Genomic DNA, 26417 nt, shown 5'->3' with positions numbered 1-26417 from the left:
TTTAGTACTCCTTTGCGGGGACGGGCCGGCCGGACCCCCAAGCGTCGGCACCGCCGTCGATGGCGATGGTGGTTCCAGTGATGTAGCGGGCGGCGTCGGTGGCCAGGAAGGTGATGACCTCCGAGACGTCTTCGGGCCGGCCGAGCCGGCCCAGAGGCACACCCTGTTCCCACTCCGCGCGGGCCCCGGGCGGGTACTGCTCGAGTCCCTCGCTGATGATGCTGCCCGGCGCCACGGCCACGGATCGGATCCCGAAGCGGCTCCATTCCAGGGCGAGCCCCGAGGCGAGGTTCTCGACGGCGGCCCGGGCTGCGGTGGCGTGCACCATGCCGGGGATGCCGCGGCGCGGCGAGAAGGCCATAAAGACCACAAGGCCTGAGCGGTTGGGGATCATGCTGCGCGTGGCCACCTCGCGGGTGAGGTTCCAGACGCTTTCCACAGACAGGCGGTGCACGGCCCGCCACCCGTTGAGCGAAATATCCTCGGCCGGCGCCTGGAACTGACCGCCGGCGTTGTTGACCAGGACGTCGATGCGGCCGAAGACGGCCAGGGCCTGGTCCACGAGATCCGTGGCGTGTTCGGGTTCGCGGATATCCCCGGCCACCACGTGGGCTTCGCTGCCGGCTGCCCGGATGAGTTCGGCCGTCTCCTTCAGGAGTGTCTCGCGGCGGCCGGCCAGTACCAGCCTGGCGCCGCAGCGGGCCATCGACAGGGCCGTGGCGCGGCCGATGCCGGTGCCTCCGCCTGTGATCAGCACTACCTTGCCGGCCAGGGCCTCCTGATGGAAGCTCTGCCGGGGCTGCGCGGCATTCACGGCGGCGGCGTTCACAGCGTCACCATTTTCTCTGGAAGCTGGAAGTTGGGGGTGGCCTTGATCAATGACTGGGTATAGCGGTGCTGCGGGTTGGCGAACACGCCCTCCACCTCTCCGAATTCGACGATCCGGCCGCGCTCCAGGACGGCCACCTGCTGCGCGATGTTGCGCACCAGGGCGATGTTGTGGGTGATGAACAGCAGGGTCAGGCCCATCTCGGCCTGCAGGCTCCGGAGCAGGTCCACGAGGGAGGACTGCACCGAGACGTCCAGGGCCGAGGTGATCTCATCGCAGATGAGCACTTCGGGTTCGGTGGCCAGGGCCCGGGCGATCGCGACGCGCTGGCGCTCGCCGCCGCTGAGCTGGTCCGGGTAGCGCAGGGCGTGGTCCGGGCGGAGCGAGGCCCGTTCCAATGCCGTGGCCACGATCTCCTCGCCGTTGCGGACCTTCCCGCGCACGGCGGTGACGGGCTGGAGGATCAGTTCTTCCACGGTCCGGCGCGGGTTCAGAGACTCGTAAGGGTTTTGGAAGATGTACTGGACCCGGCGGCGCTGTTCCTTGCTGCGCTTGAAGCTGCTGGCGGCCAGGGTTTCGCCGTCAAGGGTCAGCGAACCCGTGAAGTCATGGTGGAGCCCGGCGATGCAGCGGCTCAGCGTGGTCTTGCCCGAGCCCGACTCGCCCAGCAGGGCCACGCAGTCGCCCGCGTAGACGTCCACGCTGATGTCCTCCAAGACCGTGTTGCTGCCGTAGCCGGCCTTGAGTCCGTCGATCCGGACCACGGGCTTCTCGTCCGCGGGCCGTGCTGGCCGGACCGCCCAGCTGCGGGCGGGGACGGCGGGAAGGGGCAGCTCGGCTTTGAAGCAGCGCACCGAGTGGCGAGGCCCGACGTCGGTGGTTCCGGGCGCGGTGGTGGTGCAGGCCTCGTCGGCGAGCGGGCAGCGCGGGGCGAAGGCGCAGCCTGCCGGCCGAGCCAGCGGCGACGGCGCGTGGCCGGGGATGCCGATCATGGGACGCCGGGCTTCCAGGTCCGGCACGGCCAGCAGGAGGCGCCCGGTGTAGGGGTGGCTGGGGTTGGCCAGGACCTGGGCGGTGCTGCCGATCTCGACGATCCTGCCGGAGTACATGACGGCGATCCGGTCGGCCAGTTCGGCCACCACGGCCATGTCGTGACTGATGTAGACGGCGGCGCAGTCGTAGGTCTTGCACATCCCGCGGACGGTCTTCAGGACGTGTTCCTGGGTGCTGACGTCCAGACCGGTGGTGGGCTCGTCCATGACGATCAGAGCCGGGCGGGCGGTGAAGGCCATGGCGATGGCGACGCGCTGCTGCTGTCCGCCGGAGAGCTGGTGCGGATACCGCGCCAGGAACTCGTCGCCGTCGGGCAGTGCCACTTCGCGCAGCACCTCCCGGACGCGTTCCAGGACCTCTGCGGAACTTCCTGCGAGGCATTCCTTGAGCTGGGTGCCGATGCGCAGGGCAGGGTTCAGGGCCGACGCCGGTGACTGCGGGATGTACGCGACGGTCTGGCCGCGCAGCCGGCGGACTTCGCACCAGGGCAGTCCCGCGAGTTCCTTGCCGGCGACGCTGACGCTGCCGCCGCCCACCCGGGTGCCTTCCTTGCAGTAGTTCAGCAGGGCCAGGCCCAGGGTGGTCTTGCCGGAGCCGGATTCTCCCACGACGCCCAGGATTTCGCCGGGGCGGACCTCCAGGGAGAGTTCCTCGATGATGCCGGCCAGGGACGGCACGCCGACGATTGTCAGGTGGTCCACCACGAGGGTGGGTGATGGGCTGCTCATGCCTTGACTCCTTCGTCGCTGCCGATTGATGCCTTGGCCAGGCCGTCCGTGACCAGGTTGGTGCCGACGGTCAGGACCGCGATGGCGATGACCGGCAGCGCCACGGACCACGGCGAGACCGTCAGGGCGATCCGGTTTTCGTTGATCATCAGGCCCCAGTCGGCGGTGGGCGGCTGCATGCCCAGGCCCAGGAAGCTCAGGCCGGCCACGAGGCCGATCGAGTAGGTGAGTCGGAGGCCGAATTCCACGGCCAGGGTGGAGCTGATGTTGGGGACGATCTCGCCGAGCATGATGCGCCAGCGCGGGATGCCGACGGACTCGGCGGCCTTGACGAAGTCGCGTTCCACCACGGAGAGGGCGGCGCCGCGGACCACGCGGGCCACGCGGGGCAGGTGCCCGAGCCCGACCATGAGCACCAGCAGCCACAGCTGCGGGCCGATGATGGACAGGAACAGCAGCGCCAGCACGATCTGCGGGAACGCCAGAGCGACGTCCCCGGTGCGCATCAGCACCTCGTCCAGCCAGCCGCGCCGGTACGCGGCCAGGACACCCACCAGGGCGCCCAGGCCGACGCCGAGGGCGGTGGCCAGGAGGGACAGCAACATGAGGGTCTGGCCACCGGCGAGGAACCGCGAGAGGACGTCCCGGCCGAGGTTGTCGGTGCCGAAGGGGCCCCCGACGCCGGCTGGCGAGAAGGGCGGTGCCACGAAGTCGGTGGGCGGATGCGGCGCGAGGTAGGGGCCCAGGAAGGCGACGGCCAGCACGACGGCGGTGAGCACCACGCCGATGACGGTGCGCCTGGACTTCAGTGCGCGGCGGAACAGGCCCTGCTTGCGCGTGGCGCGGACGGCTTCGACCGGGCGGGTGGCTGCGTCGGTGACTGTGTTGTTCATGCTGCGGTCCTCACTTTCGGATTGGCGGCAAGCGTCACGACGTCGGCGAACAGGTTCACGACGACGTAGAACAGGGCAATGATGACGGCCAGGGCCTGGACCACCGGCATGTCCCGGTTGGTGACCGAGTCGATGAGCTGGAAGCCGACGCCGGGGAAGCGGAAAAGGTATTCCACGATCACGACGCCGCCGATCAGCCAGGCCAGCTGCAGGGCGATCACCTGGGCCACCGGACCGATGGCGTTGGGGAGGGCATGGCGCAGGATGACGGTGCGCTCGGGCAGTCCTTTGAGCCGGGCCTGCTGGACGTACTGGCTGTCCAGGACCTCGAGCATGGTGGCCCGCATGATGCGGATGATGTACGGGGAAACGGCCACCACGAGGGTAAGCACCGGGAGCACCAGCTGGGCCGGGTTGCTCCAGACCTGCTCGCCGGGAACCAGGACGAACACGGCCGGGAACAGGTGGAACAGGCCGGTGGCCAGGATCAGCACCAGCAGCACGCCCACCACGAATTCCGGCAGCGAGGCCAGCACCAGGGTGATGAGGCCCGTGACGTGGTCCACGGCGGTGTCCTTCTTAAGCGCGGTCCAGGTGCCGATGCCGATCGAGAGCGGAATCGCGACGACGGCGGCGCACAGCATCAGGACACTGGAGTTCAGGAGCATGGGACCCACCACGTCGCCCACGGGCAGTCCCCCGGCGAGGGAGGTGCCCAGGTTGAAGCTCAGGAGGTTGCCGAGCCAGGCCAGGTACTGCTCCGGCAAGGATCCGCCCAGGTGGAGCTGTTCCCGGAGCGCGGCGAGGCGCTCCGGGGTGGCTTCACGGCCCAGAATGGCCTGGGCCGCATCGCCGGGGAGGGCCTGGGTGGCGAGGAAGACCACCAAGGAAACCACCCACAGGGTGAAGACCCCGAACAGGGAGCGCCGGACGAGCAAACGGCGCATGCCCCCTCCTTTGGCGCCTGTCACTTATTCAGCCAGGCGTTGCGGAAGCCGAACGACGTCAGCGGGATGCCGCTCTTGTCCGGGGTCAGGCCCTGGACCGTGGCGCTGTAAGCGTCCACGCTGTTGGGGAAGCCCCAGATGATGTTGCCGCCGCGCTCGAATTCAATCTTGTGGGCCTGCTGGATGAGCCCGCAGCGTGCGGCTTCGTCGGTGGTGGCCTGCGCCTTGGTGACCAGTGCCGCCCATTCCTTGTCATCCCAGTGGGTCTCGTTGTACGGGGATGTCGGGAACCCGGAATTGGCGGCCTGGGAGAGGTAGTCACGCGTGAACCAGAAGTCCTGAGCAAAGGTCCATTTGAGGTACTGGTCTCCGTAGAACTCGCCCGGGTCCACCTTCTTGACGTTGACGGTCACGCCGGCGGCCTTTGCCTGCTGCGCGAACACCTGGGCCGATTCCACGAGGCCTGCGGCCACCGGGGAGGTCACCAGATCGACGGTGAGGTTGCTCTTGCCTGCCTCGGCCAGCAACGCCTTCGCCTTGTCGATGTCCTGGTCGCGCTGCGGAACATCGGACGGGTAGCAGGTGTCCAGAGGGGCGTACATGTCGTTGCCGGTGGTGCCGTGGCCGCCGAGGACCTGCTCCACCATCTGCTTGCGGTCCACCATCAGGCGGAACGCTTCACGCACCTTGGGGTCGTTGAACGGTTCCTGGTCCACGCGCATCGTGAAGGGAATCCACGAGCCGGTGGCCGATTCCAGGACCTTCATGGCCGGGTTGGCCTTCACCACGTTGACCTGGCCAAGCGGAAGCTGGTCGATCGCGTCCACCTGGCCGCCGAGCAATGCGTTGACGCGGGCGGTGTCGTCCGGGAAGTCAATGATGGTGACTTTATCCAGAAGCGGCTGACCGGTGCGCCAGTAGTTCGGATTCTTGACGAAGACGCTCTGCTGGCCTGGGGTGAAGCTCTCCAGGACAAACGGCCCTGAGCTGACCGGCTTCTTCGGGTCGTAGCCGACAGGCACGATGCCGAGGGCGTACTGGGCGATGGTGTCCGGGAACATCGAGTTCGGCGCGGTGAAGGTGAAAACGATCGTGGAGGGATCGCTCGCCTTGATGGCGTCGCGTTCCAGCGTTGCCAGGGAAGTGGCACCGCCGAGGGGTGCCTTGGGGTCGGTGATCCGCTGGAACGTGAAGATGACGTCCTCTGCCGTGATGGGCTTGCCGTCGCTGAACTTCAGGCCGGGACGCAGGTGGACGGTCCAGGTGCGGGCATCGGCTGACGGCGTGACGGAGTCTGCAAGTGTCATCTGGATCTTGCGTTCGTTGTCGTAGCTGGCGAGGGTGTCGTAGAGCTGGATGGCCCGGGCCTGGTCCGGGTGGGTCACGGGGGCGTGGGCGTCGAGGGTGTCCTTGGCGGAACCGCCGACGATGCCGACGCGCAGGTTCCCGCCGGCCTTGGGGGCCGACGTTGTTGCGGCGCCGGACTGGCCTGCCGAGACACCGGGTGAGCAAGCGGACAAACCCATGAGCGATGCGCTCATGGCCAATGCAGTGATGAGACGAACCTTGCGGCGGTAGTGCGAAGTCATTGGCAATGCCTCCTGCGGCGATGAAGGAAGTTGGGGACCGAATCGTGTCTGACTGACGCGTCGGTCATTTCCCTAGCTTTGTGTCTCAGCTCACAACTGTCAAGCGCCGTATTCAGAAAAGTCGAAGATTCCCTTATTTTCAGGGCTAAATGTCCGGTCACAATCCGTCGGCCATCGTCGGAGCAGGGAGATTTGTCCAATACTTCTTTGACTGACGCGTCAGTTTTGGACGTAAGCTATAGTCAAGCGATACCGAGTCAGGCTCCACATCCACGAAGGAATCCGCCATGACAGACCCAGCAGAGACCCGCGGATCGCAGGAACGCAGGAACGCGATCCTCGAGGCCGCCTGGCAGCTGATTGCCGAACGTGGCTACCACCATGTGCGGGTCCAGGACGTTGCACGGATCTGCGGAACCAGCACCGGCACCATCCACTACTACTTTCCGGGTAAGGACGATGTCCTGCGGGAGGCCCTGCGCTACTGCGTGGACCAGGCGTTCACGCGGCAGGGCTTGGTGCTGCGGCAGATCGACAATGCACACAAGCGGATGCTGGCCCTGATTGAGATGCAGCTTCCCGTAGGGGTGCAGGTCCGGAATGAATGGTCCATCTGGCTCCAGTTCTGGTCGGAGACCGCCCTCAATCCGGCTCTGCGACCTGTCCACAACGACTTTTATTCACGATGGATGGACGCCGTGATCAGCATCGTCAAGAGGGGCCAGCGCCAGGGCATCTACCGCGACGTCGATCCGGTCCAGTTTGCCCGTCTCCTAAGCTCGGCCACCGATGGTGCCGCGATCAAGATCCTCACCGGCGCCCCGGACATGAGCATCGATGTCATGCGCACCATGCTGGTGACCATCGTGGAGAAGGAACTCAGCCTGGCGTCGTCACATGTCGCATGAGACGCCCGGTTCCGGACTGGCCGCGCTCCGGCCCCTGATCGCAACACGCCTCGGCGGCAGGCTGTCCGCAGACCCAGCCGGCGCCCTGCACGCGGATTCCGCTGCCCAGCGCGCCGCCGTCGTCGTCCTGCTGTTCGAACACCGCGGCGTTCCGTCGTTCCTGATGATCAAGCGGGCGGCACGCGGCTCCAACCCGGGCCAATGGGCGCTCCCCGGCGGCATGCTCGAAGCCGGCGAAAGCCCGGTGGAGGCCGCCCTGCGGGAGCTGCGCGAGGAAACAGGGGTGGGCGGCGGCCCGGACGACGTCCTGGGTATGCTGGACGATTTCCGGACCCTCCGCGGCATTGTCATCTCGCCGGTGGTTGCCGCCGTCACCGGTCCGGTGGCCCTGCGGCGAAACCCGTCAGAGGTAGCGTCCATCCACCCGGTCCCCCTCTCGCGGCTCAGCGAACCGGGAGTTCCGCGCTGGCGGCAGGATACTGCCGGGGAGCCGCTTCTTCAGATGCCGCTGCGCCACGACATGGTGGTGCATGCCCCGACTGGTGCCATCCTGTGGCAGTTCGCCGAAGCCGCCCTGCGGGGGAATCCGGTGCACGTATCCAGGCTGGTCCAGCCCGCGTTCACCTCTCGCTAGCCGAGCCGAGCCATCCCTCCGGGGACCTTAGTCTTCGAATTCCGACAGCGGCGGGCAGGAGCAGATCAGGTTGCGGTCCCCGGCCGCGCCGTCGATGCGGCCTACGGGCGGGAAGTACTTGTCCTGCTTGAGGTGGTGGACCGGGAAGGCGGCCTGCTCACGCGGGTACTGACGGGTCCAGTCGGAAGATACGACGGCGGACGCGGTGTGGGGTGCGTGGCGCAGCGGGCTGTTCTCCACCGTGAAGTCGCCGTTGGCCACCTGGTCGATTTCCTTCCGGATGGTGATCATCGCGTCAATGAACCGGTCGATCTCCACCAGATCCTCGGACTCCGTGGGCTCCACCATCAGCGTGCCCGCAACCGGGAACGCCAGGGTGGGGGCATGGAAACCGTAGTCGATGAGGCGCTTGGCCACATCCTCCGCGGTGACGCCGGTCTTCGCCGTCAGCTCACGCAGGTCCAGGATGCACTCGTGCGCCACCAGCCCGCCTTCACCGGTGTAGAGGACCGGGAAGTACTCGTTCAGCCGGGCCGCGACGTAGTTCGCCGCCAGCAGCGCCGACTTCGTCGCCTCGGTCAGGCCCTCGGCACCCATGAGCTTCACATAGGCCCAAGAGATGGGAAGGACACCGGCGGAACCGTAGTTGGACGCCGAGATGGCCACGCCGTGGCCCGCTTCGTGGGCTGCCTTGTTGGCATCACCCGGCATGAACGGCGCGAGGTGGGCCTTGGCTGCGACCGGGCCAACACCGGGTCCGCCGCCGCCGTGCGGGATGCAGAACGTCTTGTGCAGGTTCAGGTGCGAGACGTCGCCGCCGAACTTGCCCGGCTGCGCCAGGCCCACGAGGGCGTTCAGGTTGGCGCCGTCGACGTACACCTGGCCGCCGGCAGCGTGCACGGCGTCGCAGATCTCGGTCACGTCGGCGTCATACACGCCGTGGGTGGAGGGGTAGGTGATCATGATGGCCGAGAGTACGTCCTTGTTGGCCTCGATCTTGGCGTTCAGGTCCGCGTGGTCGATGCTGCCGTCCGCAGCCGTGGCCACCACAACAACCTTCATGCCGGCCAGAACAGCCGAGGCGGCGTTGGTGCCGTGCGCCGAAGCCGGAATCAGGCAGACCGTGCGCTGGTCATCGCCGCGGGAGAGGTGGTAGCCACGGATCGCCAGCAGGCCCGCAAGCTCACCCTGCGATCCGGCGTTCGGCTGCAGGGACACCTGGTCATAGCCAGTGATCTCGGTCAGCTGGTCTTCGAGGTCGGCGATCAGTTCACGCCAGCCCACGGTCTGGGCGTCCGGGGCGAACGGGTGGATGGAGGCGAACTCCGGCCAGGAAATGGCTTCCATCTCGGCCGTGGCGTTCAGCTTCATAGTGCAGGAACCAAGCGGAATCATGGTGCGGTCCAGCGCCAGATCCCGATCCGAAAGCCTGCGGATGTAACGCAGCAGCTGGGTCTCGGAACGGTGCGTGTTGAACACCGGGTGCTGCAGGTAACCGGAGGAACGTTCGACGGCGGCATCCAGCGCGAACTCAGTGTCAGTGCCGGCGGCCGCGTCCACCGCTGCGGCACCAAAGACTTCCAGCACACCGGCGACGATGGCCGGGGTTGTGGTTTCGTCGGCGGAGAGCCCCACGGTGTCGCCGTCGATGGGGCGCAGGTTGATGCCCTTGGCTTCCGCGGCCGCCACAAGAGCGGCGGCCTTGCCGGGCACGGAAACCGTGACGGTATCAAAGAAGCTTGTGTGCAGTACGTCCAAACCGGCAGCCTTCAGGGATGCGGCGATAGTTGCAGCATGGCCGTGCGCGGTCTCGGCGATTGCCTTGAGGCCGTCGGGGCCGTGGTAGACGGCGTAGAAGGAGGAGACGATGGCCAGCAGCGCCTGCGCGGTGCAGATGTTGGACGTGGCCTTCTCACGGCGGATGTGCTGCTCACGCGTCTGCAGCGCCAGACGGTACGCCGGAGTCCCGGCGTCATCCTTGGACACCCCGACGAGGCGGCCCGGCATGGACCGCTCCAGGCCCTTCGCCACCGCCATGTACGCGGCGTGTGGGCCGCCGAAGAACAGCGGCACACCAAAACGCTGGGTAGAGCCGACGGCGATGTCCGCGCCCTGCTCCCCGGGAGGGGTGATCAGCGTCAGCGCCAAAAGATCGGCGGCCACGGTCACGAGCGCGCCGCGCTCCTTGGCTGCCGCGATCACGGCGGCGTGGTTGAAGACCCGGCCGGACACGCCCGGCTGCTGCAGGACGATGCCGTTGATGACGCCGTCGGGAAGGCCCTTCGACAGGTCGGCGACCTCCACCTCGAACCCGAGGGCCTCGGCGCGGCCCTTAACGATCGCGATGGTCTGCGGCAGGCAGTCAGCATCCAGGACGGTCTTGCCGTCCCGGGCCTCCTTGTTCTTGTTCGCGCGGCGCATCATCAGCACGGCCTCTGCCACCGCGGTGGCTTCGTCGAGCAGGGAGGCGTTCGCGATGGGCAGGCCCACCAGGTCCTGGACCATGGTCTGGAAGTTCAGGAGCGCCTCAAGCCGGCCCTGCGAAATCTCCGGCTGGTACGGGGTGTAGGCGGTGTACCAGGCCGGGGCTTCGAGGATGTTCCGGCGGATCACGGCCGGGGTGACGGTGTCGTAGTAGCCCTGCCCGATCATCTGCACAGCAGTCTTGTTCTTGGCCGCGAGCTTCCGCAGCTCGGCAAGGACCTCGACCTCGCTGAGGGCGTCCTTAAGTGCCAGCGGCTTGGCCTGGCGGATGGAGTCGGGGACGGCAACGTCCACGAGGCCGTCAACGGTGCTGTAGCCAACGGCCTTGAGCATGGTGTCGATATCGGCCTGGCGGCGGGCGCCGATGTGCCGGTCAACGAAAGTGGCCGAGGCCGAATTAACACTCACAAGGAACTCCATAACTAGGGCGGCGCAGGGTACGCCACATCGACTCGGGTTCCTCCCCGCTCTGTCCGGGACCTGGGAGTTTCCGCGCAGCCTGCTTCCGCAAAGCTGACGCTTGCACCGTCGGCGGGCACAGCGGTCCTGCCATTCCGGAGTGATCCGGGATGTTTCAGGCGGGCGGCCTGCCACTTTCCAGAGTTGCCTGGCCGCGGCGGTACGTGGGCCTGAGAGATTCCTGGGGAGGATTTGCTCCTACGGCGCCTGTTGTACCTGCTAACAGAACTCTCCCGCCGCAGATCAAAGGCATATTCAAATTTTGTGGCGGCCGCAGATGGTCGCCACGCGGTCCAATTCTCCTATGCCCCGGGCCGTCGGGCAAATGAAGTCGTCGGATTCTGCTCAATCATTCCGGTGTGGAGCTCCAGCGCGCTCGGATAGACGCGGGCTGCACCAGAAGGCTGGCCGAATGATTGAGCAGAATCAGCCGCGAAGCCGCTCCACGGCAGCGAGGAGCTCCTCAATGTCCCCATGCCTGCCCCGGCCGTCCCCGGTGGTGCCGCTTTCCCACATGGCGTTGAAATACAGCCCGTCCCCCATATACAGCACGGCTTTCGCCATGGCCGTGCCGACGTCGGCCGCGATCAGGTCCAACCATTGCTGCTGGATGGCGGCAAAGCGGCGCCGGGCCTCTTCATGGGCCACTTCAGCCAGGCGTGTGGCGGCCACGAAGGATCGGTCCATGGGCGAATCGGACCAGAGCGAGGAACGGATGAAGTAGGCCGCCGCACCTTCGGCTGCTGCGGCCATCAGCGCGAGATCCTCGACGGCCAGGCGGTCCAGGCGTTCCAGCACCGCAGCGATCAGCGCTTCCTTATTGGGGAAGTGGTACAACAGGCCACCTTTGGACACCCCGGCCCGCTTGGCCACCGCGTCCAAAGTGGCAGCCCGCTCCCCCACATCAATCAGGAGTTCTTCAAATGCGTCGAGGACTGCATCTCGGGCTACGGGTTTTCTGGGCATGGCTTCAATCATGCATGTTCCGGGCTCCGTTTCTTAACTATACCGTCCAGACGGTATAGTTATCGACATGACGTTGTCCGCACAGTCCAACCAGAACACCCGAAGCACCTCCGCGACGGCAGCCGGTCTCCCGCCGTCAGGCCCCAGGAAGTCGCCCTGGCGCGACTGGCTCGCGCTGGCCCTGCTGATGTTTCCGGTGCTCCTGGTTGCGGTGGACAACACGGCGTTAACGTTTGCGCTTCCGGCCATCGCGAGCAGCCTGGAAACTACCGGAGTCCAGTTGCTGTGGATTGTGGACGCCTATCCCCTGGTGCTTGCCGGCTTGCTTGTTGCCATGGGCAGCATGGGTGACCGGACCGGGCGCCGCCGGCTGCTGTTGACCGGCAGCGTTGGATTCGCCGCGGTCTCAGCAGTAACAGCCTTCGCCCCAAGCGCGGAGTGGCTGATCGCGGGACGGGCGTTGCTGGGGTTCTTCGGCGCCATGCTGATGCCCTCCACCCTGTCGCTGATCCGCAACATTTTTCCGGACCCAAACCGGCGTCGGCTGGCCGTGGCCATCTGGGCGGCCGGCTTCTCCGGCGGCGCCGCCCTGGGTCCCATCTTTGGGGGCTGGCTGGTAGAGCAATTCTGGTGGGGCGCAATCCTGCTGGTCGCTGTGCCCATCATGCTGCCACTGCTGGCGTTCGGCCCCGCGTTCATCCCGGAATCAAAAGATCCGCGGCCCGGACGGGTGGACGTGCCCAGCATCGCCCTGTCCCTGTTGGTTATGGTGCCCGTTGTGTATGGCATCAAGGAGCTGGCAACCGAAGGTTTCGGGGCCGCTCCGGTGGGGCTTGTCGCCTTTGGCCTGGCCATGGGCGTCGTCTTTGTCCGCCGCCAGCAGCGGCTGGCCAGCCCCCTGCTGGACATGTCCCTGTTCGGCAACCGCGTCTTCAGCACCGCCATTACGGCAAACGTGCTGGCCCTGTTCTCCTTCAACGGCTTCATCCTGTTCCTCGCCCAGCACCTGCAGCTCCTGGACGGGATGACACCGTCGGCCGCCGGAATAGCCATGATCCCGGCACTGGTGGCCACAGTATTGGCCGGCCTGGCCGTGGTGCCGCTGGTCCGGAAAGTGCGGCCGGGTTTTGTGGTGGCGGCTGGCCTGGCCCTGAGCGCCACCGGCTACGGAATCGTGGTCTTTGGTGATCACGGCTCCGGCCCGGCCCTCCTGCTGGCCGCGCTGCTCATCCTCGCCCTGGGGGTGGGCACAGCGGAAACCATTTCCAATGACCTCATCCTGGGCTCCGTTCCGGCGGAGAAGTCAGGAGCGGCGGCCGCCATCTCGGAGACGGGCTATGAGGTGGGGTCCCTGCTGGGGACGGCGGTGCTGGGCTCCACCCTGACTGCCTCCTACCAGCGCAATCTCCTGCTGCCGGCCGGAGTGGAGGAAACGGCATCCGGCACTGCCGTGCACCAGGCCGGCGAAACTTTGGCGGGCGCCGTGGAGCTGGCCGGCAGCCTTCCTGCTCCGCTGGCCGAAGCGCTCCGCGGCGCAGCGCGCCTGGCGTTTGATTCGGGTGTCCACACTACTGCGGCGATTGCGCTGGTACTGATGGCGAGCGCGGCAGTCCTTGCCGCCGTCGTACTCCGTAAAGTTCCGACGGCGGACTAGGACTGACGGGGCTTACTTGGCGTCAGGGGCGGTGACGCTGGCGGAGGCCTTCATGGTCTCGGCGTTCACCATCCACGCGTACTGCTCCAGCTTGGCGATGAATTCGTGGAGCAGGTCCGCGGTGGTGGGATCCTCTTCGTCCACTTCGTCATGGACCTTGCGCATGGTGCCCACGGCAGCCTCAAGCGCGGCAACGATCCGCTCGATGGCGTCCTTCGTGTTAATGAGGCCTTCGGGGAACTGCGCGAGGCTGGTGGACTTGGCCACGGTGGCACTGCGGCCGTCCGGCAGGGCATGCAGGGCGCGCATCCGCTCGGCCACATCATCCGCGAACTGCCGGGCGGCATCCACGATTTCGTCCAGCTGCAGGTGAAGGTCCCGGAAGTTGGTCCCCACAATGTTCCAGTGAGCCTGCTTGCCCTGGATGTGCAGCTCGATCAGGTCCGCAAGTACGGCCTGCAGGTTATTGGTCAGGGTCGGTGAAGCTTTCATGAATCCTCCTCGATTGGTCCAGTAGTCCCGACGCTATCAGCCACGGGATCGATCGGGGCAGGCCGGAAGCAAATTTCTCAGTGAGCTTACTAATCTCACGGAGCGAGACAAAAGAATGGAATTCATTTAAACCATTGCGCGAAAGTCGTCGACCCTTCATACTAAATGAACGTCATTCATTTAGTGACGGTCGTCTCACTGGAAGTAAGCACATGATTGAAATTTCCTGCCTCGACTCACCCACGTCCCTGGCCCGGACAACGCCGTCCGTCCGCCCTGCCCTTCGGGTGGGCGTTGTGCAGCACCGCTGGCATGCAGACGCTGCCGTCCTGCAGGCGGAACTCGATGAAGGAATCGGCCGCGCAGCCAGGCTCGGTGCCACGGTGGTATTCCTCCCCGAACTCACCCTCTCCCGCTACCCCGCGGACACGCGCCCGGAGAATGACACCACGCGCCCTGGAGCGGTGCGGCCCCGGCCGTCGGACATCGCTGAGGACCTGCTCACCGGACCCACCTTCCGGTTTGCTGCCGAGTCGGCCCGCCGCCACGGCGTGGCTGTCCATGCCTCGCTGTACCAGCAGGCACCGAACCCGGACGGCAGCGACGACGGCCTGGGGCTGAACACCGCCGTCCTGGTGTCGTCCGAGGGCGAACTGCTCGCCCGCACGCACAAGCTCCACATCCCGGTCACCGCCGGCTACTACGAAGACAAGTTCTTCCGCCAGGGGCCGGCGGCCGCGGATGCCTACGAGGTCCACGCGCCGGCACAACTGGGCGGCGCCCGGCTGGGCATGCCCACCTGCTGGGACGAATGGTTCCCGGAGGTGGCCCGGCTCTACTCCCTCGGTGGCGCAGAGATCCTGGTCTACCCCACCGCCATCGGCTCAGAGCCGGACCACCCGGAATTCGACACCCAGCCGCTGTGGCAGCAGGTCATTGTGGGCAACGGCATCGCCAACGGGCTCTTTATGATCGCCCCCAACCGCTGGGGCAGTGAAGGAACGCTGAACTTCTACGGCTCCTCCTTCATCTCCGACCCCTATGGCCGCGTCCTCGTGCAGGCCCCGCGTGACGCCTCCGCAGTGCTGGTGGCAGACCTCGACCTGAACCAGCGGCGGGACTGGCTGACGCTCTTCCCCTTCCTGTCCACGCGCCGCCCCGATACCTACGGCCGGCTTACGGAACCCGTACGCCGTGACCAGCCGCTCGGCGGCGAAGAGCCAGGGATTTCGACAGGCTCAATCAACGGGCACGCAGGCTCAATCACCGGGTACGCAGGCTCAATCACCGGGTACGCAGGCTCAATCACCGGGTACGCAGGCTCAATCAACCGTCAGCAGGTGACCGCATGAGCACGTGGCGCATGCCCGCCGAAACCGCTCCGCAGGAGCGGCTGTGGATGGCCTTTCCGACCGGCGGCTACACGCTGGGCGACACGGAGGAAGACGCCCACGCTGCCCGGTCCACCTGGGCAGCGGTGGCCAACGCCGCCGTCGAATTTGAGCCGGTCACCGTGGTGGTTGACCCCGACGACGTCGGCATCGCCGCACGCTATCTGCACCCGGCCGTCGAGGTACTTGCCGCCCCGCTCAACGATGCGTGGATGCGGGACATCGGCCCCACCTTCGTGCTGGACCGGGACGGAAGCCTCGGCGCCGTCGACTGGGTCTTCAACGGCTGGGGCGCCCAGGACTGGGCGCGCTGGGACAAGGACGCGCTGATCGCCGGCGAAGTCTCAGGCCGCTCCGGCGCCACGCACATTGTCTCCGCGCTGGTCAACGAAGGCGGCGGCATCCAGGTGGACGGCCAGGGAACCGTGCTGGTGACCGAAACCGTGCAGCTGGATCCGGGCCGCAACCCGGGACTCAGCCGGGCCGACGTCGAAGCCGAACTGGCCCGGACCATCGGCGCAACACAGGTGGTCTGGCTCCCCCGCGGACTGGCAAGGGACTCGGAACGGTTCGGCACGCGCGGTCACGTGGACATCGTGGCCGCCATTCCCTCCCCCGGCACACTGCTGGTGCATTCCCAGCAGGACCCCCGCCATCCGGACTTCCAGGTAAGCCGCGACATCATCGAGCACCTGCGCACCACGAGGGACGCGGCCGGACGGGAGTGGAACATCATCGAAGTCCCCGCCCCTGAAGTGCTCTGGGATGACGAAGGCTTTGTCGACTACAGCTACATCAACCACGTCGTGGTCAACGGCGGCGTCATTGCCTGTACCTTCGCGGACCCCAACGATGACAAGGCGCTGCAGATCCTGGCAGAGGCCTACCCCGGCCGGCGTGTCGTCGGGATCGACGCGCGGGAACTCTTCGCCCGCGGCGGCGGAATCCACTGCATCACCCAACAGCAGCCTGCTGCCTCGTAGAAAGCGCTGGACAAATGACACAAACCACCCGCAAGAGCACGCCCGCCGGCCAGCCGGCCGGGACTGACCCGGCCGGAACCGCGCACGGCATCACGGCCAAGGGCCTGAAGGGCGGGCAGCTGGGCCTCCTCGCCGTCATCGTTCTTGGCATTTCCACCATCGCACCGGCCTACACGCTGACCAGCGCCCTGGGCCCCACGATCAACGAAGCCGGGCTCCAGCTGCCCGTCATTTTCCTGATCGGGTTCATCCCCATGATCCTGGTGTCACTCGCCTACCGGGAACTCAACGCCGACTCCCCGGACAGCGGCACCACGTTCACCTGGGTCACCAAGGCCTTCGGCCCCTGGGTGGGCTGGATGGGCGGCTGGGGACTGCTCGCCGCCAACATCATCGTCCTGTCCAACCTGGCGGGCGTCGCCGTCGACTTCTTCTACCTCTTCCTTTCACAGCTGACGGGTGCGCCTGAACTCGCGGACCTCGCGGCCAATAAGCCATTGAACGTCCTGACGTGCTTCGTGTTCGTGGCCCTCGCCGTGTGGGTGAGCTACCGCGGCCTGCACACCACCAAGCTGGTCCAGTACGGACTCGTCGGATTCCAACTGCTGGTCCTGGGACTTTTCGTCGGCATGGCGTTCGCGAACTGGTCCACGTCGGAAACGGCCATCCCCTTCAGCTGGGAGTGGTTCGACGTCACCAAGATCGAGACGTTCGGGCAGATCGCTGCCGGCATCTCGCTGTCGATCTTTGTCTACTGGGGTTGGGACGTGTGCCTGACGGTGAATGAGGAAACCGCCAACGGCAAAAAGACCGCGGGGCTCGCCGGCACGCTCACCGCCGTCGCTGTCCTGGGGATCTACCTGCTGGTGAGCATCGCCACCATGATGTTCGCCGGCGTCGGAGATACGGGTGTGGGGCTGAACAACACTGAGAACCACGAGAACCTCTTCACGGCGCTGGCCTCGCCGATCATGGGGCCGTTCGCCATCCTGATGTCCCTCGCCGTGCTGTCCAGTTCCGCTGCGTCCCTGCAGTCCACGTTCACGTCGCCGTCGCGCAGCCTGCTGGCCATGGCCCACTACGGTGCGCTGCCCGCGCCGTTCAGCCACATCAGCAAGCGCTTCTCGACGCCGGGCTTCGCAACAGTGGCGGCGGGCATCCTGTCCGCTGGGTTCTACGCAGTGATGCATGTGATCAGCGAAAACGTCCTGAACGACACCATTCTGGCTCTTGGCCTGATGATCTGCTTCTACTACGGCCTGACCGCCATCGCCTGCGCCTGGTACTTCCGGAACAGCGTGTTCAGCAGCGTCCGCAACTTCGTGCTGCGGCTCCTCTGCCCGGTGCTGGGCGGTGTCGGATTGTTTGTGGTTTTCCTGCAGACAGCCATTGACAGCTGGGCGCCGGAATTCGGCAGCGGCTCCGAGGTCTTCGGGGTTGGACTGGTCTTTGTCCTGGGGATCGGAATCCTGGCGCTCGGGGCTGTGTTGATGGTGATCATGGCACGCCTCCGCCCCGGGTTCTTCCGGGGCGAGACCATTCGCCGCGATACCCCCGCGCTGGTGGTGCCCGAGTAGTTGCGCCACCCACAGCACACAGAACGGCGCCCTGCCCGGAAAGTCTCCGGAGCAGGGCGCCGTTCTTTGGTTTTCCTGATCTTGTCTCAACTGCGGTACAGCAGCGAACCGCCGGTCACCAGAAGTGCGCTACATCCACCACCATGCGCGATCCGGATCCGGGGCCGTCCAGGGTGAACACCCGGAACGGGAGCCGTGCACGGACGCCGAGGCCGAGGCTGGTGTAGCCTTCAAAGCTGCCTGCGTACGCTACCTGACGGAAGGTCTGGTATCCCGAAACGTTCGACAGTTCGGCCTTGGCTGCCGGGCTGTACGTGACGTTGTAGTTGCTGTCGTAGGACGGTGCGTTCACAGTGACCTGGAGGAACGCGCTGCCCTGCAGCGGGATACTGAAACCTGAACCGTCCTGGACCACTACGGGAACGTACTGGGCGGTGTAGCCGGCCACAGGGCCGTTGAGATCAACCACCATCCGGTCGAAGCAGTAGTGCTGCCCCGTCCGAACGTTGGTTACTGATGCGGTGCTCATCGCCGGATTTGATTCGGCCAGCGATCCCCATGCAAGTCCGCAATAGGATGTGGTTGCCGAGGCGGGCCCCGGAGCCAGGAAACCCAATCCAACAGCCATCAAAATGACTGTCAGCCACGTATGAATCTTTTTCATTGTGGGCCACCCTTCGAGTGATTAGGTAGCTCAAGCGTAGGAGCCTCCGGAGCCACTCAACAGGGTTGTTGCCGCTTCGGCGCGGAACCGTTAATCGGCCTTGGTTCCGGTCACGCGGGCGTAATTCTGAAGCACTTAACGGGGCCATCGAAACGCTATTAACACCGTTTCTGCACCCTGCCGTTATGCATAATAACGACGCCGGCGCGCCTCACCGGAGTGTCGGCGTCGGGCGTTCAGCCTTCGCACTCGATGCAGTACTTCAGGCCGTTCTTTTCGCGTGCAACCTGGGACCGGTGGCGGACCAGGAAGCAGGATGCGCAGGTGAATTCATCGGACTGTTCGGGAACCACAATGACGGTCAGTTCTTCGCCGGAGAGATCGGCTCCGGGAAGGTCGATGCCTTCGGCGGTGTCGGTCTCGTCGACGTCGATGACAGCGGTCTGGGCACTGCCGCTGCGGGATGCCTGCAGGGCCTCCAGCGACTCGGCAGAAGCCTCGTCGTCAGTCTTGCGTGGAGCGTCGTAATCGGTAGCCATGGCATGTTCACTTTCGTCGCTGCACGGCACCATTTCAGGCACCTCAGTGAAGCAGTTTAGGTCATTATGCCGCTACTTGGGCAACAGTGTGGCCAACCAGACAGATTTCGTCGCTTCGCCCTCTGCAGACGGGGTAATTGATGGAATCTTGAGGGCATCCGGGGGCGAAATCTGAGAAGTCGCCTGCAGGATGGGTTCGCAGGCCGCTGGGGTCTGCGAAACCACCCAAGGAGGCCGCCGTGGATGCCGCACTGCCCCTCCCGCCGGCCGACGTGACGCGCTCGTCTGTAGTTCATCCCACCCGCCGGGCAGCCCGCGTCGCATCCGATTCCGGCGAGGCTACCCCAGCATCACTTGGCCTGCGCGTAGTCGTGCTGGTGCCCGCTTACAACGAGGCCGGCTCGATCGGGGAAACCCTCGATGGCCTGATGCTCCAGTCCCGTCCCGCGGACCTCATCGTGGTCATCCCCAATGGCTGCACCGATGCAACGGCCTGGGAAGCGCGGAAGTACCCGGTGACCGTGATGGAACTTCCTCGATTGCAACACCGCAAATCCGAGGCCCTGAACCGGGCATGGGCAAAGTACGCAGTCGACGCCGACGTAGTCATCTGCCTCGACGCGGATACGGTCCTGCCCCCGGACGCAGTTGAAGCCTGGTCCCGGGAGTTCAGCGCCGAAAGCGGCACGCTCCTCGGTGGCTCGTCGTCGAAATTTACGATGCAGGACCCCGGATTTCTGAGTCGGCTGCAGAAGGCTGAATTCGCCACGTGGACCGACACGGCCCTGAGGCGGGGCCGGACCAGCGTTCTCGCAGGAACCGGCTGCGCCATCAATAACGCCGTCCTCCGGCAGATCGCGGCCCGGGACGACCGTGAAGGGCCGTGGGTCTACACTTCGCAGGTCGAGGACTTCGAACTGACCTATCGCATCCGCGAACTGGGCTTTATCTGCCAGGTATCCCCAGACGTCCGCGCCTACACCGACTCGATGAAGACAGTCAAAGCACTGTGGGGCCAGCGGATGAAATGGCAGGTCGGCACCGTGGAAGACCTGTTGGACCTGGGAATCAACCGGCTGACCCTGCGCGACTGGGGCCAGCAGGCCATGGGTCTGCTGGGCGTGTTCCTGAAGCTCCTGTGGATCGCCGTCATTGTCCTCTCACTCTCGTTGGGAGTGTTTCGCGTCGTCCTGTTCTGGTGGCTGGTGCCGATCCTGTTCGTGGCGCTGGACATCAAACGGGCGCTACGGATTCCGCACCGCGGCTGGAAGGACGTCCTGATGGCAGCCACGTTCTTCCCACAGGAATTGTTTATGTGGCTGCGGTCCGGGTGGTTCCTGGCCTCCTGGTGCGCAGTCCTGACCGCAAAGATCACCCAGCGGCGGATAGACCGCTGGGAAGCGCAATACACAGCTGAGGAAATCAACTAAACAATGTACGGAATGAACACCGCCCTACCCGCTTCCGGAGCCGCTCTGGGCGCTACCGGACTGGCCTACACCGGCCTGGACGTCATGGCCGCCCTGCTGACCGCGCTTGGCGTGATGCTCATAGGTGTGGCCCTGCTGGGGCTGGGCCGCCGGGACATCAAGGCGCGTCCCTGAATACCGTGTCAGGGAGTCCGGCGTGCCTGCAATGCGGACTTGAATGCGGAAGCGGAGGTGGCGCTGCTGTTGATGCGCCAGTCGGTTTCTTTCTGGAGGTGGAACCACACGAAGCCCATAACATCAGGCTGGGCCGCCAGATAAGACACGAGCTCAGTGTTCCAGGCAGCCTTGTTGCCCCCTGCTTCGCTGGAAGCCGTCTCGCTGATCAGGATGGGAACTCCCGGTGCCAGAGTACGCAACTGGGCTATCCCCGGAGCGAAGAGATCCTGCGGCGATATCCAGCCGCTCCAGGAGGCTGAAGTGCCCCAGTTGTACCCATCGAGGGCTACAACATCCACGTATCCGACACCGGGAAAGAGGCCCGCGAGATCGGTGGAACCGTAATAGGGAACATTCGGGCTCCAAACCCAGGACACGTTCCCGGCACCGGTGGCAGCAACAACGTCGTGAACATGGCGCCAGGCCTCTACGTAGTCGCCGGACTGGTTGCCGTTGACGCCTTCGGCCCACGGGTACCAGTTGCCGTTCATCTCGTGGGCGAACCTGAGCTGGACCGGCTGGCCCCAGGCCGCAAGTGCCTGGCCCCACTGCGTGATGTGGGCGTCAAAGTCGCCGGCGACAATTCGGTCCAGGGAGTAGGCGGGCTGTGCCATTCCGCCGCCCCAGGCCCAAGGTTCCCAGGTTATGAGCGGGACGGCGCCGCGTGCCCGGACGGAGTTCATCTCGGCGATGGGCGGCGCCTGGAGGAAGTCCTTGTAGAACAGAATGGTGGACGGGCTTTCGCCGGCCAGTTGCGCCACTTCATCCAGTTCGCCGCTGGCCAGCGGGCCGCCGGCCGTAGCCACCCCGAACCGAAGCGCGGCGGTGCTGACCGGAGGGAGCGTCGGGGCCGGCGCGGTCACTGTGAACACGGACGAGGCCTGGATGGAGGACGTCTTGGCCGTAATGGTCAACGATCCCGTGGCTGTGGAAGGGATGGTGATCGAGGTGCTGAAGGCACCCGAGGCCGCCGTTTTGAAGGGAAAAGTCGTAGCACCGGCGATCACCGCCCCCGTGGTGGAGGCTTTGAACCCCGTTCCGCTGACTGTGACGGCGGATCCTGCCAGTCCAGTGGCCGGGCTGAGGGAAATCCGGCCTGTGGCAGGCGCTGCCTGGGCTGCCTGGGCCGGCATCAGTCCCAAAGCCAGACCCAGCCCAACCACTGTCGCGATGGATTTCAAAGTTCTGAGCATGGCGATCGGTCCCCGCAATCGGCAAGGCGGTTTGGAAATCCGCCGGTCAGGTGGTGCCTAGCGGCACTTTTCTGATCCTAAGGGCTCGGCGCCAACCAGAGCGCGTTTTTTAGAATATTTTTGAAGAACTCATTGCACTCTGCTGGATCCTGCCGGCCGTCCCATCTCGTGACCGAAGGTTCGACTGGCGCTGCACGAGGCAGCCCAGTCGAAGCCGTTACTGACCTGGGGCCCTGTATGCAGGCGTCTTGCCCACGGCTGCGTCAATATCCTCCGGTGTCATGAGCGGCGTGAGGTGCAGGTCCACGGCGCCCGTGGAATTGATCATCAGGGAAAGGGCAACAGCACTCGGCTGATCGGGAACGTCGAAGACCCCCAGAACGTCCGTCTCGCCGAACGCGTAGTAGATGCATTCCAGCGAACCCCCAACCGACTCCAAAGCCTTAACAACCGCGTCCCGACGCTTGGACCCACCCTCCTGCATCAGGCCTTTGATGCCCTGGCCCACATAATTTGCTTGGAAAAAATAGAACACGAACCTATCCGCACGCCCAGAACAGAGGATGAGTGAGGGCTCTGGAGTTCTCCCCCGGCAGGGGTTGTGCGCCGAGTCTAGGCCTCGCCCCCGGGAACTGGCAACGGTCGGTTATACCCACGTTCCAGCCATCGTCCGGCAGTTGCAACGAAACCGCCACGGGCTCGTATTCGAGGGCCCGTTCCAGCGCCCCTGCTGGCCCACAGGGGTCCGTGGGCCAGCAAAGGCGTGGTGCCTAAACCGCTGCGGCTTCCAGCGCTTCGGCGCCTCTGATGGTCGCTCCCTTGGAGCGATTCACCATCAGCCCGAGAAGGTCAAAGACCAGGGTTGCGGCCGCGAGAGCGGTGATGTCTGCGTGGTCGTACGCGGGGAAATGGTGGAAATCTTCTCGATTCCCTAACGCTCGGTAGTTCCGGATGCGGACTGCGCCACGGAAAACACTGGGTGAACGTCTGGCTAACCAGGTCAAAAAGCCGCCCCTTGACCCTTCGAGCGTGCGGATACTGGAAGGCATGACTAACTTTACTCGTCGTCAAGTACTGCGCTCAGCAGGGGTCGCTGCAGTGGCTGGAGCCATGGTCACCGGCGCCACACAGAGTGGCTTTTCCGCCTCCCAGGGTGGCGTCTTCGGCCACGGGATCGCCTCGGGAGACCCGATGCCGGACAGCGTGTTGCTGTGGACCCGTGTGACGCCAACGCCCGAAGCGCTGCCAGGCACCGGGCTGGGCCCGGATGTGTCCGTTGGCTGGGAAATCGCTGCGGACCCTGGATTCAAGAAGATCGCGGCCCGGGGTACTGCCTCCACCGGCGTGGCCCGGGACCATACGGTCAAGGTCGTCGCGGGACGGCTGGCCGCCGCCACCAACTACTGGTACCGCTTCACGCTGGGACAGTCCGTATCGCCGGCGGGCCGCACGCGCACCGCCCCGGCAGCGGGTGCGGCTGTGGACCGGCTGAAGTTCGGCGTCGTCTCGTGCGCCAACTGGCAGGCGGGCTACTTTTCGTCCTACCGCCACCTCGCCGCGCGCGGCGACCTCGACGCTGTGCTTCACCTCGGCGATTACCTCTACGAATACGCACCCGGCGAATACCAGGCCCGCGACGTCGTCGTCCGCCCCCACGAACCCGCCCACGAAATGACCCAGCTGGCGCACTACCGGCGCCGTCACTCCCAGTACAAAACCGACCCTGACCTGCAAGCCCTGCACGCCGCCGCCCCGTTCATCGTGACCTGGGATGACCATGAATCGGCCAACGACACCTGGAAGGGCGGCGCCGAAAACCACACCGATGGCGCCGAAGGCGTGTGGAGCGAACGGATCGCCGCCGCGCACCAGGCCTACGCCGAATGGATGCCCGTGCGCTACGAGCCAGGCGGGCACATCTACCGGCGGCTGGACTTCGGCTCCCTAGCAAGCCTGTCCATGCTGGACCTGCGCAGCTACCGCGACCAGCAGGCCGCCAACGGGACGGATCCATCCGTCAGCAGCCCCGCCCGCACTATCACGGGCGCCGCGCAGATGGACTGGCTGCTGGGCAACCTCACGTCCGCGGGCCCGCAGTGGAAGCTCGTGGGCAACCCCGTCATGATTGCGCCCGTCCGCGTTCCCTCGACGCTGAGCACCGCAGAGCTGGCCGGTGTGCAAAAGCTGATGGGCGGGACAACCATCAACGGCGTGCCCTATAACGTGGACCAGTGGGACGGCTACGAAGTGGACCGCAACCGCGTGGTCCGCCACCTGCGGGACAACGCCGTCAAGGACACCGTGTTCCTCACCGGCGACATCCACTCCGGCTGGGCCTGCGACATCCCCGCCGATCCGGCCAGCTACCCGGCCACCGGCGACTCCGTGGCAGCCGAACTCGTCTGCACCTCCGTCACGAGCGACAATCTCGATGACATCCTGAACGTTCCGCCCCGGACCGGGTCCGTCGCCGTGGAGAACGCTATCAAGGCGGCCAACCCGCACGTGAAATACCTGGACTTCGATTCGCACGGCTTCTCCGTCCTAGACGTGACCGCCGCAGGCGTTCGGATGGACTGGTACGTCCTCGCCGAACGCACCTCCGCCGGCTCAGGCGCCACACTGTCCACATCATTCAATGTTCAAGCCAACACCGGCAAGGTCGCGCAAACGCAGGGAGGACTCCAGTGAGCCGTTCACCGCAGCCGGGCGCGCTCGCGGGCACCACGCTTTCGACGCCGGGACGCCGGCAGTTTCTGCAAATCGCCGCTGCCGGCGGGGCCGCCGTCGTCCTTTCGGCAGCGCAGGGCACCGCCTGGGCTGCCCCCGCCGCTGGACGAACGCGAAGCTACGTGCTGGTGGTGGACGGCTGCCGGCCGGACGAGATTACGCCCGCGCTGACGCCGAGGCTGGCTGCACTGCGCGATGCAGGCACGAACTTCCCCGCGGCACGCTCGCTTCCGGTGATGGAGACCATCCCCAACCACGTCATGATGATGACGGGTGTCCGCCCGGACCGCTCGGGCGTGCCGGCCAACTCCATCTTCGACCGGACCGACGGCGTTGTCCGCGACCTCGACCGGTCCACGGACCTGCATTTCCCGACCCTCCTCGAGCGGCTGCAGGAGCACGGCCTCACCACCGGGTCGGTGCTCAGCAAGAAGTACCTTTACGGCATCTTCGGTGCCCGCGCCAGCTACCGGTGGGAACCCCAGCCGGTGCTTCCGGTGACCGGCCACGCGCCCGATGCCGCCACCATGGACGCCCTGCTGGCCATGGTGAGCGGCCCGGACCCGGACTTTGTGTTTACCAACTTGGGCGACATCGACCGTGTGGGCCACTCGGACGTTTCCGGAACAACGTTCCGGGCGGCGCGCGAGGCTGCCCTGGCGGAAACAGACATGCAGGTAGGGCGTTTCATCGACCACCTCAAGAACACCGGCAAATGGGACTCCAGCGTGGTGATGGTCCTCGCCGACCATTCCATGGACTGGTCCATCCCCAGCAACCTCATCTCGATCAACCTCATCCTCCAGTCCCGTCCGGAGCTGCAGTCGAACATCATGATTGCCCAGAACGGCGGCGCGGACCTGCTGTACTGGACGGGGACAGCTGTGGACCGTGCGGCAGGCCTGGCCGCCGTCGAACAGCTTGTTACAGCGCATGAGGGTGTTCTCTCGGTCAACAAGCCAGCCAGCCTCCGACTCGGGGGCGAGGCCGGCGACCTCGTCGCGTACTGCCGCGCAGGCTGGCGGTTTTCCGACCCATACGTGGCGTCCAACCCGATCCCTGGCAACCACGGTCACCCCGCCACAGAGCCCATTCCCTTCTTCATATCAGGCGGCAGCCCCGCAGTGGTCACAGGCTCGGTATCCTCCGAAGCTGCCCGGACTGTCGACGTCGCGCCCACAGTTGGCATCATCTACGGCCTCAAGGCCCCGGTCGGGGGCTACGACGGCACGGGCCGGGTCTCTGCCCTGACGAAACCGCGCAACTGAGGACGCACTGTCAGGCCCTTCTGCCTGGTTGGTGGTTCCCATGAGCCGTGTCTCCAGCAGCCTCATGAGAAGTCTCCGGCTCCGAGTCCAGCAAATGCCGGGCTAGTCAGTGTCTGGATCAGCGGCCTGCCACTGGGCCTGCTCAATTCAAGGCTCTGGGCTAGGTGATGACCAGCGTGCGCGCCGCCATAATGGTTGCCGTCTTGGCCGGACCCCAGTAGGCGTGGGCCGTCGTTCGATGCTTGTTTGTTGAGGTGGCCGTAGATCGTGGGAGCGCGGAACCGGAAGCAGGTCGGCGATGCGTTGGACAGCGTGGCTGCCGGCGCACGTACGCCGACTGGCGGCCGCCCCGTCGTCGGGGCGGCCGCCAGTTTCAGTGCGCTGCGGGCGTTAGTGCTCGGTGCCTGCCGCAGCAGCCTTCTTGGCGTTCTTCTCGGCATCCTTCTCGGCGCGCAGAGCCTCCGCCTCGTGCTGCTCCTCGGCTTTTTCCTGGTGGATGACCTCTGCCAGGAGCTTCTCCATCTCCTTCGCCACGCCGGCGGCTGAGGCCGGGTTCTGGCCGGTCACCAGCCGGTCGTCGACCACGACCTTTTCCTCAAAGACACCAGCGGCGACGTGGGTGGCACCCTGTTCCTCAAGCCGGTCTGCCAAAAAGAACGGGATGACCTTGTCCTTCCCTGCGGCAACCTCCTCGGCGTTGGTGAAGGCAGCGACCTTCCTGCCCTCGACCAGCCGAAAGCCGTTGGCCAACTCGACGTTCAGCAGTCCGGCCGGCCCGTGACAGACAGCG

General features: G+C 65.7%; 23 protein-coding genes and 1 riboswitch. Of the genes, 10 read left to right on the top strand and 13 right to left on the bottom strand.

The features are described 5' to 3' along the window. Position 1 precedes the first annotated feature (1 nt). From ACVWY0_RS06570 to ACVWY0_RS06550, 5 genes are read right to left on the bottom strand one after another with little or no spacing between them, the layout of a single operon-like run. Positions 2–829, bottom strand: a complete 828-nt coding sequence (locus ACVWY0_RS06570; RefSeq protein WP_485835974.1) for an SDR family oxidoreductase — start codon at positions 827–829, stop codon at positions 2–4. Continuing rightward, the gene (locus tag ACVWY0_RS06565; protein WP_485835973.1) at positions 826–2610 is read right to left on the bottom strand and encodes an ABC transporter ATP-binding protein; all 1785 of its coding nucleotides are present in this window, start codon (positions 2608–2610) and stop codon (positions 826–828) included. Before ACVWY0_RS06565 ends, ACVWY0_RS06570 begins: the two co-directional genes overlap by 4 nt. Then, on the bottom strand, positions 2607–3503 hold the full coding sequence (locus ACVWY0_RS06560; protein WP_485835972.1) for an ABC transporter permease: 897 nt from the start codon (positions 3501–3503) through the stop codon (positions 2607–2609). Before ACVWY0_RS06560 ends, ACVWY0_RS06565 begins: the two co-directional genes overlap by 4 nt. Further along, complete coding sequence (locus ACVWY0_RS06555; protein ID WP_485835971.1) at positions 3500–4450, bottom strand: ABC transporter permease; 951 nt, start codon at positions 4448–4450, stop codon at positions 3500–3502. The genes ACVWY0_RS06560 and ACVWY0_RS06555 overlap by 4 nt, the downstream gene beginning before the upstream one ends. 20 nt (positions 4451–4470) lie before the next feature. Continuing rightward, a complete protein-coding gene (locus tag ACVWY0_RS06550) occupies positions 4471–6039 on the bottom strand; it encodes an ABC transporter substrate-binding protein (protein ID WP_485835970.1) in 1569 nt (522 codons plus the stop codon). Positions 6040–6326: 287 nt separating this feature from the next. Here ACVWY0_RS06550 and ACVWY0_RS06545 point away from each other — a divergent pair, with 287 nt between their 5' ends. Together ACVWY0_RS06545 and ACVWY0_RS06540 are read left to right on the top strand one after the other, a co-directional pair. Then, positions 6327–6947, top strand: a complete 621-nt coding sequence (locus ACVWY0_RS06545; protein ID WP_485835969.1) for a TetR/AcrR family transcriptional regulator — start codon at positions 6327–6329, stop codon at positions 6945–6947. Beyond that, positions 6937–7581, top strand: a complete 645-nt coding sequence (locus tag ACVWY0_RS06540) for an NUDIX hydrolase (RefSeq protein WP_485835968.1) — start codon at positions 6937–6939, stop codon at positions 7579–7581. The genes ACVWY0_RS06545 and ACVWY0_RS06540 overlap by 11 nt, the downstream gene beginning before the upstream one ends. A gap of 27 nt (positions 7582–7608) precedes the next feature. On the opposite strand, the gene gcvP is transcribed toward ACVWY0_RS06540, so the two are convergent. Then, positions 7609–10473, bottom strand: a complete 2865-nt coding sequence (gcvP, locus tag ACVWY0_RS06535; RefSeq protein WP_485835967.1) for an aminomethyl-transferring glycine dehydrogenase — start codon at positions 10471–10473, stop codon at positions 7609–7611. Positions 10474–10672: 199 nt separating this feature from the next. Next, a riboswitch (glycine riboswitch) is annotated at positions 10673–10770 on the bottom strand. Between the two features lie 180 nt (positions 10771–10950). After that, positions 10951–11490 carry a TetR/AcrR family transcriptional regulator gene (locus ACVWY0_RS06530; RefSeq protein WP_485835966.1) on the bottom strand — a complete coding sequence of 180 codons (540 nt, stop codon included), beginning with the start codon at positions 11488–11490 and terminating at the stop codon, positions 10951–10953. Between the two features lie 67 nt (positions 11491–11557). On the opposite strand from ACVWY0_RS06530, the gene ACVWY0_RS06525 reads away from it, so the two are divergent. Continuing rightward, positions 11558–13144: an MFS transporter gene (locus ACVWY0_RS06525; RefSeq protein ID WP_485835965.1), complete on the top strand. Its 1587-nt coding sequence runs from the start codon at positions 11558–11560 to the stop codon at positions 13142–13144. A gap of 12 nt (positions 13145–13156) precedes the next feature. On the opposite strand, the gene ACVWY0_RS06520 is transcribed toward ACVWY0_RS06525, so the two are convergent. After that, positions 13157–13636, bottom strand: a complete 480-nt coding sequence (locus tag ACVWY0_RS06520; protein ID WP_252563222.1) for a Dps family protein — start codon at positions 13634–13636, stop codon at positions 13157–13159. Between the two features lie 212 nt (positions 13637–13848). Between ACVWY0_RS06520 and ACVWY0_RS06515 the strand changes: the two genes are divergently transcribed. From ACVWY0_RS06515 to ACVWY0_RS06505, 3 genes are read left to right on the top strand one after another with little or no spacing between them, the layout of a single operon-like run. Next, on the top strand, positions 13849–14988 hold the full coding sequence (locus ACVWY0_RS06515) for a nitrilase-related carbon-nitrogen hydrolase (RefSeq protein ID WP_485835964.1): 1140 nt from the start codon (positions 13849–13851) through the stop codon (positions 14986–14988). Continuing rightward, positions 14985–16010 (top strand): agmatine deiminase family protein, encoded by a 1026-nt coding sequence (locus ACVWY0_RS06510; RefSeq protein ID WP_485835963.1) that lies wholly within the window; start codon positions 14985–14987, stop codon positions 16008–16010. The genes ACVWY0_RS06515 and ACVWY0_RS06510 overlap by 4 nt, the downstream gene beginning before the upstream one ends. A 14-nt stretch (positions 16011–16024) precedes the next feature. Beyond that, positions 16025–17587 carry an APC family permease gene (locus ACVWY0_RS06505; RefSeq protein ID WP_485835962.1) on the top strand — a complete coding sequence of 521 codons (1563 nt, stop codon included), beginning with the start codon at positions 16025–16027 and terminating at the stop codon, positions 17585–17587. 115 nt (positions 17588–17702) lie between these two features. Here ACVWY0_RS06505 and ACVWY0_RS06500 read toward each other — a convergent pair whose 3' ends face one another. Together ACVWY0_RS06500 and ACVWY0_RS06495 are read right to left on the bottom strand one after the other, a co-directional pair. Beyond that, positions 17703–18251 (bottom strand): AMIN-like domain-containing (lipo)protein, encoded by a 549-nt coding sequence (locus tag ACVWY0_RS06500; RefSeq protein WP_485835961.1) that lies wholly within the window; start codon positions 18249–18251, stop codon positions 17703–17705. Positions 18252–18487: 236 nt separating this feature from the next. Next, a complete protein-coding gene (locus ACVWY0_RS06495) occupies positions 18488–18790 on the bottom strand; it encodes a DUF4193 domain-containing protein (RefSeq protein WP_485835960.1) in 303 nt (100 codons plus the stop codon). A gap of 239 nt (positions 18791–19029) precedes the next feature. On the opposite strand from ACVWY0_RS06495, the gene ACVWY0_RS06490 reads away from it, so the two are divergent. Then, the gene (locus ACVWY0_RS06490; RefSeq protein ID WP_485835959.1) at positions 19030–20220 is read left to right on the top strand and encodes a glycosyltransferase family 2 protein; all 1191 of its coding nucleotides are present in this window, start codon (positions 19030–19032) and stop codon (positions 20218–20220) included. 12 nt (positions 20221–20232) lie between these two features. Then, on the top strand, positions 20233–20394 hold the full coding sequence (locus tag ACVWY0_RS06485; RefSeq protein WP_485835958.1) for a hypothetical protein: 162 nt from the start codon (positions 20233–20235) through the stop codon (positions 20392–20394). A gap of 8 nt (positions 20395–20402) precedes the next feature. Here ACVWY0_RS06485 and ACVWY0_RS06480 read toward each other — a convergent pair whose 3' ends face one another. Both ACVWY0_RS06480 and ACVWY0_RS06475 read right to left on the bottom strand, forming a co-directional pair. Next, positions 20403–21629 carry a glycosyl hydrolase gene (locus ACVWY0_RS06480; protein ID WP_485835957.1) on the bottom strand — a complete coding sequence of 409 codons (1227 nt, stop codon included), beginning with the start codon at positions 21627–21629 and terminating at the stop codon, positions 20403–20405. A gap of 217 nt (positions 21630–21846) precedes the next feature. Beyond that, the gene (locus ACVWY0_RS06475; RefSeq protein ID WP_485835956.1) at positions 21847–22164 is read right to left on the bottom strand and encodes a GYD domain-containing protein; all 318 of its coding nucleotides are present in this window, start codon (positions 22162–22164) and stop codon (positions 21847–21849) included. 512 nt (positions 22165–22676) lie between these two features. Here ACVWY0_RS06475 and ACVWY0_RS06470 point away from each other — a divergent pair. After that, positions 22677–24320, top strand: a complete 1644-nt coding sequence (locus tag ACVWY0_RS06470; RefSeq protein WP_485835955.1) for an alkaline phosphatase D family protein — start codon at positions 22677–22679, stop codon at positions 24318–24320. Then, on the top strand, positions 24317–25627 hold the full coding sequence (locus ACVWY0_RS06465) for an alkaline phosphatase family protein (RefSeq protein WP_485835954.1): 1311 nt from the start codon (positions 24317–24319) through the stop codon (positions 25625–25627). Before ACVWY0_RS06470 ends, ACVWY0_RS06465 begins: the two co-directional genes overlap by 4 nt. A gap of 390 nt (positions 25628–26017) precedes the next feature. On the opposite strand, the gene ACVWY0_RS06460 is transcribed toward ACVWY0_RS06465, so the two are convergent. Continuing rightward, positions 26018–26417 (bottom strand): type 1 glutamine amidotransferase family protein (locus ACVWY0_RS06460; protein WP_485835953.1); only part of this gene is annotated, 400 nt, incomplete at its 5' end.

It is taken from the genome of Arthrobacter sp. UYNi723 (assembly GCF_054057635.1).
Note: the sequence above shows the minus strand (reverse complement) of the source record. Positions and strands in the feature narration are given on the sequence as shown.